This is a genomic window from Flavobacterium sp. GCM10022190 (assembly GCF_042656445.1).
In the GTDB taxonomy this organism is placed as follows: domain Bacteria; phylum Bacteroidota; class Bacteroidia; order Flavobacteriales; family Flavobacteriaceae; genus Flavobacterium; species Flavobacterium nitratireducens.
In genome coordinates this window covers 1041804-1056663 of the sequence record NZ_JBHSOQ010000001.1, presented here as the reverse complement: position 1 = coordinate 1056663, position 14860 = coordinate 1041804, and the positions used below count along the sequence as shown (strand labels likewise).

The window sequence follows — 14860 nt, the reverse complement described above, 5'->3', positions numbered from 1 at the left end:
CTATTTAAACAAAAAAGGAGCAAAAAAATTGCTCCTTTTTATGATATTAATTTTGATTTCCTCTGATTCCTCTTTCAAGACCTCTTAATTCGGCTAAACCTCTTAATCGACCTATAGCAGAGTATCCTGGATTCATTTTCTTATCTAAATCATCCAGCATTTGGTGACCGTGATCAGGACGCATTGGCAACCTATAGTCAGGACGACCCGCGTCGATACGTTTTTGCTGTTCTTCCACAATCGCTTTCATAACACCATACATATCGACATCTCCGTCTAAGTGATCTGCTTCATAGAAGTTTCCTTCTGAATCGCGTTTCGTAGCTCTTAGGTGGATAAAATTGATACGGTGTCCTAAACGTTGAACCATCCCTACTAAGTCATTATCTTCTCTTACACCGTAAGAACCTGTACAAAAACACAAACCGTTGTTTTTACTATCTACTACTTCGATTAATTGTTTCGCATCGGCCTCTGTACTCACAACTCTTGGTAATCCTAAAATTGGGTAAGGAGGATCATCTGGGTGAATAGCCATCACAACTCCCGCTTTTTCAGCAGCAGGAATAATTTCTTTTAAGAATTCGTAAAGGTTATTTCTTAATTCAGCATCACCTATTTCGGCATAATCGTCTAAAGCCGCTTGCAATTGCTCTAAAGTATAACCTTCTTCAGCACCTGGTAATCCTGCAATAATATTTTTAACTAATCCTGTTTTTTGCTCTTCAGTCATCGCTTCAAAAACCGTTTTGGCTTTAGCAATTTCTTCTGCAGTATATTCATTTTCAACTCCTTTTCTTTTTAACAAGAACAATTCGAAAGCTGCAAATTCCATACGATCAAAACGTAAGGCTTTAGAACCATCTTCTACTTCAAAAGATAAATCTGTTCTTGTCCAATCTAATACAGGCATAAAATTGTAACAAACTGTATCAATTCCGCAAGCTCCTAAATTGGTAATACTTTGACAGTAATTTTCAATGTATTTTTTATAATCTCCTTTTCTTGTTTTGATATGTTCATGCACAGGAATACTTTCAACAACTGACCAAGTTAAACCAGCATCTTCAATTTCTTTTTTTCTTTTTTGAATTTCTTCAACAGACCAAACGGTTCCATTTGGAATGTGGTGTAAAGCAGTTACAATTCCCGTTGCTCCAGCCATTTTGATATGAGAAAGTGGCACCGTATCCTTTGGCCCATACCATCTCCAAGTTTGTTCAATTCCCATTTTTTATAATTTTTTTTTATTGTTTATATTCCTGTATAGGCTAAAAAACCTCCATCCACAGCAACTACCATCCCAGTTACAAATCGTGAAGCAGGGTTACAAAGCCATAATAAAGTGGTGTTTAAATCTTCTGGTTCACCAAATCTTCCCATAGGAGTTTGTTCCAATATTTTAATTCCTCTTTCGGTCAAACTTCCATCCTCATTGGTAAGCAAACTTTTATTTTGCTCTGTCAAATAAAATCCCGGAGCAATAGCATTGACTCGAATTCCTTCTTTAGCAAAATAAGTCGAAAGCCATTCTGTGAAATTGCTAATTGCTGCTTTGGCAGCACTATAAGCAGGTACTTTTGTTAAAGGATGAAAAGCAGCAACTGAAGACACATTCAATATACTACAGCCTTCTCTACCAATCATATCCAAAGCAAAAACCTGAATAGGCAATAAAGTACCCATAAAATTTAAATCCATGACAAAACGCAAACCTTCGGCATCGAGTTTAAAAAAAGTTTGAATTCCTTCGGTACTTAAATTCTTTATATCGAAAAAATTATCTGAAGTAATTCCTTTAGGATGATTACCTCCAGCGGTGTTGATTAGAATATCTACTAATCCAAAGGCATCATTAATCATTTGATGGGCTTTTTTCAAACTGCTCTCATCACAAACATTTACCGAAATACCGATTGCTTGTCCACCTGAATTATTGATTTGTTGGGCTAATTTTTGAGCCTTTTGTTCGTCTCTTCCCAAAATTGCAACTTTAGCTCCTTGTTGTGCTAAAGCTAAGGTAAATCCTGCACCCAAAACACCCGCACCTCCTGTAATTACTACTACCTTATCTTTAAGACCTGCAATTATATCCATCAAATTCTAAATTTAAGCGAATCTACAAAAAAAGATTTATTTATTTTCCGTAATCGCAATTCTAAGAGGGTTTGCTAACATTTTTGCTTGTTTTTGTAATAAATTGTCGAAGTCGGCTTCATTAGCCACTTGACCACTTTTTTGCCATGCAAAACCCGCATAATAACTTACTTTATTTTTTCTGGGTTTGGTAACAACCAAAAGGTTACTTTGGTCTTTTATTTTGGAAACATTTGCAAATGCTTCTTTCACCAACTTCGGATTAACAATGATACCTTCTCCCAGAAAAAAACCGTCTATTTTTTCAGCATGACGAAACCAACCTTCTTTTTTATTAATTTTCACTTCCCCTTTATTGTCGTGCAATGTAATTCCAGTGGTAATATTAGGCAAGGGTTTATTAGATTGATAAACAATTTCAAACTTAGAAAAATTAGAACCTAAGTCTAGCGAAATTCTTTTCGTTTCATTGATTTCGTAGTGACTCCAAGGCGCATACACTAGCTCAAAAACAGTTCTTAAAGGTCCTACCGCAATGGTTTTATAGCGCACAAAATTCTTAGAAACCTCCAAGTTATTCCCTTCCCAAATTCCAATTCCTCCTGTACCTCTACTCGCTCCTACATGATAAGGATCATATCCTTCGCCATGATCAATATGATAGTAGCCTGGACTTTTTAAGTTTCCAGCATACCATGCATTGATGATTGACTTTTCGGTTCTTTTTAACCAAAGGTCGATACCGCTGCTAAGTGTCCCTTCGGGACGATTTTGTTCAATTCTTTTTTGAGCATCAGGCCCATAAGTTCTAAAAGCTACTTTATCATTTTCCCAAGTATAATCATCTGTTCGCTCTGGAACAAATCGGGAATACGTTGCAATTGGACTTTCTGTCAATGGCCAATTTTCATCAAAGAAAAGTTCATAATTGGCTTTTCCCTTAGCGGAAATCTCGGCTTGAAAAAGCAATTCTTCAAACACTCCGTCCTCATTATAATCAATCCATTGTAGCACTTGACAATCTTGAGTTCCTGCTTTTTTGATGCGCACAGCCTTAGCTTCCTTTCCTTTCAAAATAGTTAAAAGTGATTTTCCACTTATTGAAACTATTTCTTTACGATTAAAATCAAGATTATTTTTTACGGTAATCGTATAATTTTCCTTTTGAGCTTGAGTCAAAAAAGGAAACAACAATAAAGAATACAATAGTACTTTTAAATAGAATTTCATAACTTAACTATGAATTAGGGATTAAAAACTAGCATTATTTATGATATAGAATCGAAGTTGAAAAACACAAAAAGAAGCAAAGCACTAATCCAATAATGCTTCTCTTCTTTTTGTATCATCATAAAACGCTCTGACTTTCTCTATAAAAAAACCAAACCATTTCTATTGATTCACAATACGATTATTTGTTATCAGAAAGCAAACTTAAAGTATAGGTATAACTATATTTAGGAGCCAATAACAAATATGGCTTATGCGGAAGTGATTTCCAACTATCATCTCCTCCTACACCACGTTGTGCTAAATCTAAATGAACATATACTGTATCTTGCGGTATAACATCTGTTGTATGACGTTGCGCTTTTGTTAAACCTGGATCTATTGACTCAGTAGAAACATTCAATGTACTAAAACAAAGTGCTTGCTCACCTGTAACTTTTAAACCTAACCCTTTTTTATTTTGCAATTTAAACCAACGAGTGTCTGTTTTGTACCCACATTCTTGAGGTCTAATGTATTCCCAAGTAAATTGATTAGCTACTTTATCTTGATAAGTCCCCACGAAAGAAGCTGTTTTTCGATCCGAATAATTTTCTAAAGGACCGCGACCATAATAACTTAAATTTTCAAAAGCCCCTGGAAGTTCTACTCGCATACCAAAACGAGGCATTTCAGGCAAATCCTTTCCAGTTCTATCAATACTAGCCGTCACTTTTATTTCGCCATTATTTTGAATTAAATAATTCACTGTATAAGGCACGTTTACACCTGCTAAAACATATTGCACATCAATTGGCAACCCCAAATTCGTTTGTTTACCTACCGTAACCGATTTTACTTCTGGGTTCAAATGTGCCTCTTTCCAAATGATTAATTTTTCAGGCATTTTGTTACCAAAATCATTATCGGTTGGCGCTCTCCAGAAATAAGGTGTTGGGAATTTAGAAATAATATCCGTACCGGCATTTTTAAAATTATAGGTTTTTAGCACTCCTTTTGCTAAATCAAAACTTCCTTCAATGTTATGATTTTCAAAAGTGAGTTCCGTTCCTTTTTTCTTAAACTTCAATGCCGACTTTTTAGTTAGCTCAGTTGTTTTTTCGGCAAAGAAGTTTCCTTTTCCTATCGAAAATTGTTCTCTAGCAACTTCATGATTTACAGGAACTAAATCTGTGGCTGTTTTAGTGTATGCAAAAACATTTAAGAAATACTCTCCTTTATCTTCTAAGGCATCCAATGGCAAATCAACAGTCACTGTACTTTCTGGAGCACAATCTACTTCGAATGGCTTTTCTTGCACTACTTTTCCATTTTTCAGCACTTCAAATTTAAATTGGTACTGATTTAAATTTGTATAATGAAAAATATTTTTAATAGTTAACTGGTTTGAACCTTTTAAACTAAACAAAATACTTTGGTACACTTTTTTCACCTCAACTAAGGCTGGATGTGGAACTCTTCCTGCATTCACCAATCCATTATTACAGAAATTCTCATCATTTAATAAATTTTCGCCTCCTAAATCCCCTCCATAGGCATAAAATGGAGTTCCATTTTTATCTTTGGTTTTAATTCCTTGGTCTACCCAATCCCAAATAAAACCTCCTTGCATGTGCGGGCTACTATTGATAATATCAAAATATTCTTGAAAGTTTCCATTACTATTCCCCATAGCATGTGAATATTCACACATGATAAATGGTCTTGTTTTATCGGTAGCAGCGGCATATTCTTTCATGTATTTTATTGTAGGATACATTGGAGCTACAATATCTGTATTTGCGTTTTCTTTCGCTTGTTCTGAATGAACCAAACGTGAGGCATCACGCTTTTTCAACCACTTATAGGCCTCGTGAAAAACAGGTCCATTTCCACACTCATTACCCATCGACCAAATAATAATTGACGTATGATTTTTATTGGATTCTAACATACGTTCGATTCGATCCATATGCGCTGGAAACCACATTGGCACATAAGAAGGATGCTTTGATTCGGCAGAAATATTTTGTCCTTCTACACCCATTCCATGACTTTCAATATTGGCTTCATCAATTACATACATTCCATATTCATCGCACAACTCATACAAATAAGAATCATGCGGATAGTGGCTCATTCTGATAGCATTGATATTATTTTGCTTCATCAATTCAACATCTCTGCGCATTGTGGGATGATCAGGTGTATGCCCTTTTGTTTCATGATGATCCTGTGTATTTACTCCGCGAACTAAAATAGCTTTTCCATTTACTAAAAGTTGGGCATTTTTTAACTCCACTTTTCTAAAACCAATTTTACCAAAAACGATTCCATTATCACTAGCATTAGGCGTTTCTAATTTGATAACATAACGATATAAATACGGTGTTTCTGAACTCCATTTATTTACATTATTAATTATCGAATTAAACGCAACTTCTTTGGTAGTATTAGTAACTGCTTTAGTTTCTGAATAGATTTTATTGCCTTGTGCATCTAACAAACTCAATGTAAGCTTAGCATTTTTAATTTTATTTTGTTGAAATGCTTTTAGTTTAACAGTGGTGTTAAAAATACCATTCGTATAATTATCATTTAAATCAGCATGAACAAAATAATCCCAAATAGTGAGCTTAGGCATCGCTTGCAAATACACATCACGCTCAAGACCACTTAATCGCCAAAAATCTTGATCTTCTAAATAACTTCCATCATGCCAACGAAAGACTTGAACAGCTAAAAAGTTTTCCCCTTTTTTCAAATAAGAAGTCACATCAAACTCAGCTGCTGTTTTAGCTGCCTTTGTCATCCCAACTTCTTTTCCATTCAAGAAAATTCGAGCATAACCCGAAATAGAACCAAAGTGTAAAAGCACTTCTTTTCCGTTCCAATTTTCAGGTACTGTAAATGTTCTTCTATAGGTTCCTACTGGATTGTATTCGTTATTTACAAAAGGAGGATTTTTTGGAAATGGATACGTGATATTGGTATAAATTGGAATATCAAAACCTTGCATTTCCCAGTTAGAAGGTACTGTAATAGTTGACCATTTTGTATCATCAAATTCAATCTTGTAAAAATCCAATGGTCTATCAAGAGGTTTTTTTACAATATTGAATCGCCATTCACCATTTAAACTTTTGTAATACGCAGAAGTTTCTGCCTTGTTATTTTTGGCAATTGATTCATTTTGAAAAAGAACAAATGTCGCTCTTCCTTCTACCTTGTTTTTATCCACTATATTGGGATTTTCCCATTCATTAGGTTCCTGAGCAAAAACGAATTGTACAGCTAATAAAAGGGTAAAAATAATTTTACTTCTCATTCTAATCTAGTTTTGTTTTTTTATTTATGTTAGGGTAGGTTCTTGATTTCTAAAACTTCTACGGGCTGAGGAACCACATTCAGTATACCTTCACCATCGGCTTGACTTACGTTTTGAGAAAAAATATGCAATTGTTTTTTCTTATTCCATAATTCTTTATCAAAATTAGGTTCCCATTGTCCTACCGAAAAAGAACTTATATCTTGTATTTCCCAATTGTTTTTATCCAAATGGGTGTAGGCCAACGAAATTTTGTTAGCTCGTTCTTGATCACGAAACAACAAGTACAACATCGATTTACGAACCAATATTTCAGGTCTAGATATTGGAATACTTTTAGTTCCACCTCCTCCTAAATGAAATGCATTTTTATGAAAATCAGTATTGATTAGATTCCATTTATCTTTTGCAAAGTACACTACTTTGTATTGTGGCACTCCATTATTATCCCAATAGCTTGCTATATAAGGATTACCATACTTATCTACGGTCATCGCCGTTTGATTGATTAAACTACTATTTTGAGGAACTGCCCAAGCTACTTCAGCCGAAGCTTTTGTAATAGGCAATTGGTATTTTTCTCCCGAAGATTTCTCCCATGTTTTTCCTCCATCTGCAGAAAAAGCATAACAAATAGTATTATTAGTAGACACATCCCAACTTTCTCTCCATACCCAAGAAAGATATATCCCTTTTTTACCTACACAAATTTGCCAATAAGCACTTCGCTTATTTTCACCATCAATAAGATTATTTTGCAATGAAGTCCACTTTTGAGTTTTAACATCATAAACTTTCATAATCATATTACCTCTTCCGGAAGCACCTGAACGATAACAAAACAACAAATTTCCATTAGGCAAATTATGAAACTCCGGATAGGTTACTTTAGCTTCCTCCTGGCCTGTCATGGCTTGTTCTTCTGCTAATTCTAAACTTAAAGGTTTTTTACTTTTTGCATATCGCAAAGGCGTATCATGATGATCCCAGCTTACATGTACATAACCTTCAACATCAACAACTATACTAATTGAATTATGGGCATCCTTGACATTTCCAAAATAGGGAGTAACACTAACATCCCATTTCTTTGTGTTTAATTTTCGTTTGGCCAAAACCATTTTCCCCTCCGGATTATAATAAGCGGCAAACTGAAAATTTTTATACGTAGTAATGGCATTATTTCTAAAAATCACGGTGTTAACCGAGTTATTACTCCATCCTAAACCTATTTCGCTCAACTCGGTATTTGTTTGGGCATTAATCATTGTAGAAAACAACGTCAATATTAAAAACAAATTTTTAATTGTTAAAATCTGTTTTTCTAACCGATTCATTAAACGTACAATCATTACTTTTCTTTTATAAAACCCTAATTACTATTACCTACAAAAAACTACTTTAAGATAAACTAGAAAAACAGCAAATGTATTTTTTTCAATCATTCCTTTTATGGAGTATTTAACAAATGTATGTACAAAATTGACTAAAACAAGCCAGTACCAACCAGTTTTTTAGTATTTCTACTGGATATAGATGGAGACAAAAACAAAACAGCTCTATTCTACTTAGCAAACAAATCAGGCTTTCAGTTAAAGGGAAACTCAAAAAAAATACTTTCAGAAACCATACTACTACACACCGGTTAATTTATATCTTTATCTTTTTAAAAATTTGGAATGAAAATTATATCCATTAACAAAAGGCAAAATCTCCCTAAATACAAACAGATTATAGTATCTGTCGAAATTTCAATTGCAGAAAAACGATTAAAAAGAGGTGATAAACTTCCTTCTGTAAACAAAGTATCGCTTGAATTTGGGATTTCGAGAGACACCGTCTTACTCGCCTACGACGAGCTTAAAAAAAGAGGAATTATTTATGCTATTTTAGGCAAAGGCTATTATGTAAAAAGTGAAGATTTTAGTTTCGCACAACGCATATTCTTATTATTCGACGAATTAAATGCATTCAAAGAAGATCTTTACAATTCCTTTATGGAAACGATGAATCGCAATGCCGAAATCGATATTTTTTTCCATTATTTTAACCCTGAAGTCTTTAAGAAACTCATTCACGACAATAATGGAAATTATTCTAAATACATTATTATGCCCACCAATCTGGTCAATGTGGCATCAATAATCAAAACCTTACCCTCCGAGGATGTATTCATTTTGGATCAAACAAATAATGAATTAAAAAACTATCCTTCGGTACACCAAAACCACTCTAAAGATACCTTCCATGCATTAGAATCAGGTAAAACTAAAATTGAAAAATACAAAAAACTCATCTTAATCTTTTCAAGTTACAAACAACCCGTAGGTATGCGTGAGGGTTTTATTTCATTTTGCGAAAAGCAGAGTTTCCAATACGAAATCATTTCAAATTTTGATACTAATGAAATCCAAATAGGAGACCTTTATCTCATTCCAGATGATCGTCACCTAGTCAATGTCATAGAACAAGCCAAAAAGCAACAACTGATCATTGGAAAGGATGTTGGCATCATATCTTATAATGACACACCACTTAAAAAAGTAGTTGCAGAAGGAATCACTACCATATCGACAGATTTTAAAGAAATGGGACGTCTTTTGGCCGAATTAATTCTGAATCAAAGACAAGATCAAATTGAAAATAAAAGCAGTCTAATTATTAGAAGTTCGTTGTAAAAAATGCTATAACCGAATTCAAAATTCATTTAGTTAAACACTCACGTAAAATAGCTAAGGCTCTAGAGATATGAGCTTCAACAGTTTTAACTGAGACATTAAATTTTTGAGCAACATCTGCATATTTTTTTTCGTTTAACTTATTTTCTCGAAAAATCTCCTGACATCGCTGTGGTAAACTAGCTATACATTCTTCTAATTTAATCAATTGTAAATCTTTGGTTTTTTGACTTTTATCAGAAGCTAAGGTTAATGCCGTATAATAATAGGAAGACAACATATCGTGTTTTCGCTTTACATACCTATGGTTTTCCATCAACGTAACATAAGCTGCTCGGTATAAATAACTATTCAAAGAAATTGTAATATGTAGTTCTTGTCTCTTAGTCCAAATTTTTAAAAAAACCTCTTGAACTACATCCTCGATAATGATATCATCAGTTGTGTAGCCTGATAAAAAATGACATAACTTATTATAATAAGTCAGATAAAGCTGCTCATAAACTTTTTTATCTCCAACTTTAATGGCAGTTACAATAGTATTTAATTCCTCAGTTTTACTCAACTTTCCTCCTTTTTCTTTGGCATTAATTAAAGAGTTTCTACAAATGAATAAAAAAAATTCAATAAACATATAGGGTATCTCATGTTTTTTTCATCATATTAACAAAAACCGAAAAGAAATGCAGTCAAATCGTATAAATAAATTAATTATCCGCTTAATTGAAAATACCATTACAGAGGAAGAATCCGAACAATTAGCAGAATGGTTAAAAGGAGAAAAGAACCTGAATTATTTTAATGAGTACATAGCGGCAAATCAGTTGATTTCTGAAAGGAAAAAATACGAACCTACAAAAACAATCCATCAATTAGTATTTAATAAAAATACAAAAAAGAAGAAATCAAAATACGTCTATTTTGCAGCTGCAGCCATTACTATTCTCGCCGTAACTTTATATTGGTTTCAACCTACCCATCAATTTACGAGTCCATCAAGCATCAACACACCTGTAATTGTCAATAATCAGATTAAAATAGGTTCTAATAAAGCGATTTTGACCCTAAGTAATGGAACAAAAATAACATTAGGAGAAAAAACAAACTATCGCACCCCATTTATCAAAACAGATAGTGCTTCTATTTCATATACTGCTATTGAATCACCTGCAAGTGAAATGGCATATAACATCTTAACAATTCCAAGAGGAGGACAATATACACTTAATCTTTCTGATGGAAGTACAATCATACTGAACTCTGAATCAGAAATTAAATTCCCTGTTAGTTTTCTAAACGGAAAATTACGTGAAGTTGAATTATTATATGGGGAAGCTTATTTTTCAATTGCTTCAAGTAGAAAAAACGGAGGCTCTAAATTTATGGTTCATCAAGGAAAACAAACCGTTGAAGTTTTAGGAACCAAATTTAATATTAAAGCTTACAAAGGAGATAAAAAAATTACAACCACTTTAATTGAAGGTAAAATTGCTATCCATTATAACAATAATTCAAAAACAATGGAACCAAATAACCAAGCCACTAGCAACTTGACTAACGGTTCTTTAAACATTAAAAAGACAAATGTTAAAGCGGATATTTCTTGGAAAGACGGCGAATTTAGCTTTAAAGAAGAGAATTTAAAAACCATTATGGAAGTACTTTCAAGATGGTATGACATGAAAGTTGTTTTTGACAACCCAACTCTAGAAAATGTAAAATTCAAGGGGGTATTACGAAAAAATCAAAGTATAGAAGAAATCCTGTCCATCATGATGAGTACTTCAATCAATACCTATGAAATTAACGATAAAAAAATAATTCTTAAATAACTACCTAATCATTACAACTAAAAACAACTTTTTGCCTATGAAATAAAACAAGTAAAATAAAAAAAGAGGACAAGATAAAACTCGCCAAAGTCTTAAATATCAAGTCCCCTAATAATGTCAGTCGAATAAAATATAACTAACCAAAAACAAATTTATGGAAATTAACTTAACTACGAGTAGGTTTCTTTCAAGAAGCCAGCTTTTAAAGCTTATTATGAAAACTTTTATCTTTTTATTTTGCAATTTGGTATTTAGTATCACACCTAATAACTTATTATCACAAAATAAGATTATTAAGATTCAGAGAGATACCTCATTAAACGTTAATGAAGTTTTTGATTTGATCATGGATCAAACCGAGTACAATTTCATATACGAAATAGATTTATTTAAAAATTCCCCTAAAATTATCTTACCCAAAGGGAATATTAGCACAGAAAAATTACTTCAAAAAGTATTAGCTAATAAACACTTACAATTAGTAGCCACAGGAAACAATACAATAATCATAAAAAAAAGTTCTTTTTCTTCTGTACAACAAAACCAAATAACCGGTAAAGTAATAGATGAAAAAGGCTTACCAATTCCTGGAGTAAACATAAATATAAAAGGAACTACTAAAGCAACAGTGACTGATTTTGATGGTCAATTTTCAATAAATGCTTCGACAAACGATGTTTTAGAATTTTCATTCATTGGTTACAAAAACAAAAATATCATAATAGGTTCAGAAAGAAATGTCCAAGTAGTACTTGAAAGTGATGTAAACAAACTAGATGAAGTTTTAGTAACAGGTTATAAAACCCTTTCCCGTAAACAAGCAACTGGCGCATTTTCAAAAATTGGAACAGAAGATTTCAAAAGTCAACGTTTAAATAGTTTAAGCACTATAATTGAAGGAAGAGTAGCTGGATTTCAAAATGGTGTTTTAAGAGGAACTACCACAATGAAAGGTTTTACTACTCCATTGTATGTTATTGATGGTTTCCCAATTGAAAACACGCGTTACTCATCAACAGGTAGTTTAACAGAAAGTTTACCTGATTTAAATTTAGACGATATTGAAAACATTACCGTATTAAAAGATGCTGCAGCTACCTCAATCTATGGTGCCAGAGCAGCTAATGGTGTAGTAGTTATTGTTACTAAAAAATCTAAAAAGGGAAAAACAAACATCTCTTTTTCTTCAAACTTGACAATTACCCCTTATCGTTATTACACAGATAATTTAACAGATTCTGAAGCCATAATCGATTTAGAAAAAGAATGGGCTAATAAAAACCCCAAATTACAAGCAACAAATGGTAGTGCAGCAACTTATGCTAATTCATTACTTAACAATGCTGTTTTCACTAGCTTTGGTTTACAATCTATTTTAAATTATTACGCAGGAAAGACCACACAAGCGACTATGAACGCTACTTTAAATGATTTAGCTTCTAATGGTTATAAGTATTATGATGACATGGCTAAATATGCAAAACGTAGTCCAATGTATCAACAACATAACCTTACTATTGGTAAAGCAAGTGAGCAAAATAACTTTAATGCTTCTATAACTTACAGAGGTAATGAATATGAAGACATCAATACTAAAGATAAATCTTTAGGAATAAACCTTCGCAATTCAACAGAAGTAACAGATTGGTTAACCATAGATGTAGGTGCCTTTTTTAAATATTTGGACGGAAACACCCAAACTTTCAATGTACTATCTCCAGGATTATCAACTTATCAACCTTATAATAGTTTAGTAGATGACCAAGGAAATCCATTTGTTTATACCGCAGCTTCAAGATTCAATCAATCTACATTAAACGCTATTCAAAGTTTTGGATTGTACAATATGGATTTAACCCCAATGGATGAATTAAATTACGGAATCCAGGACAATAAAAACTTTTTAAGCAGAAATTATATCAAAGCTAACTTCAAATTAGCTAGTTGGTTAAAACACAACACCATGTTCCAGTATGAATATGCCTCAGATAGAGGTAGTTTATTAAGAAACAAAGAATCTTACGGTGTACGTAATAGGGTAAATCAAATGGCTTCTGCTGTAGCTGGAAAAGCCGTATACAACTTACCTTATGGAAATATTTATAATGAAACTAATCAATACTCTAATGCATATAATTTCAGACAGCAATTAGATATTACTAAAAACTTTGGCGACAAACATTTTTTATCAGCCATTGTTGGTAATGAAATACGTCACTCAAAAAACGAATACCGTTCGAACACTTTATACAACTTCGACCCGTCTTTACTTACTTTTAGCCCTGTAAATCAAGGTAGTTTATTAAATCCATCTGGACTAATTATAGGTGGTTCTATGGCTGCTGGAGATTTTGCTCAAATTCGTGAAATCACTAATCGCTTTGTTTCATTATATGGAAATGCCGATTATACCTTTAACAAAAAATATACTGCTAGTGGAAGTTTACGTTGGGATCGTTCTAACTTATGGGGAACCGATAATAAGTACCAAAACAAACCTACTTGGTCTGTGGGTGCTGCCTGGAATATTAGTGACGAAGACTTTTTCAATGTTTCATGGATAGACATGTTAAAATTGAGAGTATCTAATGGTATTGGTGGAAATATAGCTAAAGATTCAGCTCCATACATGACAGCTTTCTATTTTAACAGTACAACAGTAGGAGGAACATATGGTTATGTAGGAACAAGGCCTAACCCAGAATTATCTTGGGAAAAAACAACCACCACAAACCTTGGAGTTGATTTTGCTTTATTTAAAAACCGTTTAAACGGGACTGTAGAACTGTATAACAAAAAAGGTCAAGATTTATTAGCAAATACACAAGGAGTCCCTACTGAAGGTTGGGGATATTCAACATACACCATCAACAATGGAGAAATGCAAAACCGAGGTATCGAGGTTACTTTAAACGGTACCGTTATTAAAACTAACAACTTTAGTTGGAATGCTTCTGCAATTTACGGATACAACAAAAACAAAGTGACTTATGTAAATGTAAAAGCTCCATTTTACATCTTACAAATAGATTACCCAAGTGAATTCCCAAGAATAGGAACTCCATATAATTCTATTTATGGTTACAAATGGGCTGGTTTATCAGCTACAGGATTACCACAAGTATATAATAGTCAAGGAACAGCGCAAAGTTCACAACCTACAGATTTAGAATCTATAGTAAATTTAGGAACTACAACACCTAAATACAGTGGTTCCTTTGGAAGTACTTTTAAATACAAAAATGTTGATTTGTCAATGCTATTTATCTATCAAGGAGGACACAAGATTAGAAACAACAAGCTTCCTATGCTAAATAATACATATAATAGTGCAGCAGGTGGTTATATTACTACTATTGGTGTTGTAAATAGTGACATCAAAAACAGATGGAGAAATCCAGGTGATGAATTAACAACAAACATTCCTCGTGCGGTTTTTGAATATGATAATGATTTTAGTTCTGCTTTATATTCTATTTATTCATTAGCAGACATCAATGTATTAGATGCAACTAACATCAGACTAAGTAATATTTCATTAGGATATAATTTCCCTTCTTCGTTAGTTTCTAAATTGAGAATGGCAGCTGCACATTTAAATTTTAATGTTGAGAACGTGTTTACACTTGCACATAGTAACGATGCTAAATTTATGCTAGGAGGATTTAACTCACCAAATTTTGTATTTGGATTAAATGTTAACTTTTAAAACAAAC

General features: G+C 33.0%; 9 protein-coding genes. 3 read left to right on the top strand and 6 right to left on the bottom strand.

Annotation, left to right across the window (positions count from 1 at the left end):
* Positions 1 to 46 precede the first annotated feature (46 nt).
* The 5 genes from uxuA to ACFPTQ_RS04380 all read right to left on the bottom strand — a co-directional run bounded on the left by uxuA (position 47) and on the right by ACFPTQ_RS04380 (position 7986).
* Positions 47 to 1225, bottom strand: coding sequence for a mannonate dehydratase (gene uxuA, locus ACFPTQ_RS04400; RefSeq protein WP_379775547.1), 1179 nt, complete (start codon positions 1223 to 1225; stop codon positions 47 to 49).
* A gap of 29 nt (positions 1226 to 1254) precedes the next feature.
* Complete coding sequence (locus ACFPTQ_RS04395; protein WP_379774342.1) at positions 1255 to 2097, bottom strand: SDR family oxidoreductase; 843 nt, start codon at positions 2095 to 2097, stop codon at positions 1255 to 1257.
* Positions 2098 to 2133: 36 nt separating this feature from the next.
* Complete coding sequence (locus ACFPTQ_RS04390) at positions 2134 to 3327, bottom strand: DUF4861 family protein (RefSeq protein ID WP_379774339.1); 1194 nt, start codon at positions 3325 to 3327, stop codon at positions 2134 to 2136.
* Between the two features lie 181 nt (positions 3328 to 3508).
* A complete protein-coding gene (locus ACFPTQ_RS04385; RefSeq protein WP_379774336.1) occupies positions 3509 to 6634 on the bottom strand; it encodes a glycoside hydrolase family 2 TIM barrel-domain containing protein in 3126 nt (1041 codons plus the stop codon).
* Positions 6635 to 6663: 29 nt separating this feature from the next.
* A complete protein-coding gene (locus ACFPTQ_RS04380; RefSeq protein ID WP_379774334.1) occupies positions 6664 to 7986 on the bottom strand; it encodes a BNR repeat-containing protein in 1323 nt (440 codons plus the stop codon).
* Between the two features lie 327 nt (positions 7987 to 8313).
* Here ACFPTQ_RS04380 and ACFPTQ_RS04375 point away from each other — a divergent pair, with 327 nt between their 5' ends.
* Positions 8314 to 9312, top strand: coding sequence for a GntR family transcriptional regulator (locus ACFPTQ_RS04375; protein ID WP_379774332.1), 999 nt, complete (start codon positions 8314 to 8316; stop codon positions 9310 to 9312).
* Between the two features lie 25 nt (positions 9313 to 9337).
* On the opposite strand, the gene ACFPTQ_RS04370 is transcribed toward ACFPTQ_RS04375, so the two are convergent.
* Positions 9338 to 9946, bottom strand: coding sequence for a sigma-70 family RNA polymerase sigma factor (locus ACFPTQ_RS04370; RefSeq protein WP_379774330.1), 609 nt, complete (start codon positions 9944 to 9946; stop codon positions 9338 to 9340).
* A 49-nt stretch (positions 9947 to 9995) separates the two neighbouring features.
* Between ACFPTQ_RS04370 and ACFPTQ_RS04365 the strand changes: the two genes are divergently transcribed.
* Positions 9996 to 11144, top strand: a complete 1149-nt coding sequence (locus ACFPTQ_RS04365; RefSeq protein WP_379774327.1) for a FecR family protein — start codon at positions 9996 to 9998, stop codon at positions 11142 to 11144.
* 214 nt (positions 11145 to 11358) lie between these two features.
* Positions 11359 to 14853 (top strand): SusC/RagA family TonB-linked outer membrane protein, encoded by a 3495-nt coding sequence (locus tag ACFPTQ_RS04360; RefSeq protein WP_379774325.1) that lies wholly within the window; start codon positions 11359 to 11361, stop codon positions 14851 to 14853.
* The last annotated feature ends 7 nt before the right edge of the window (positions 14854 to 14860 follow it).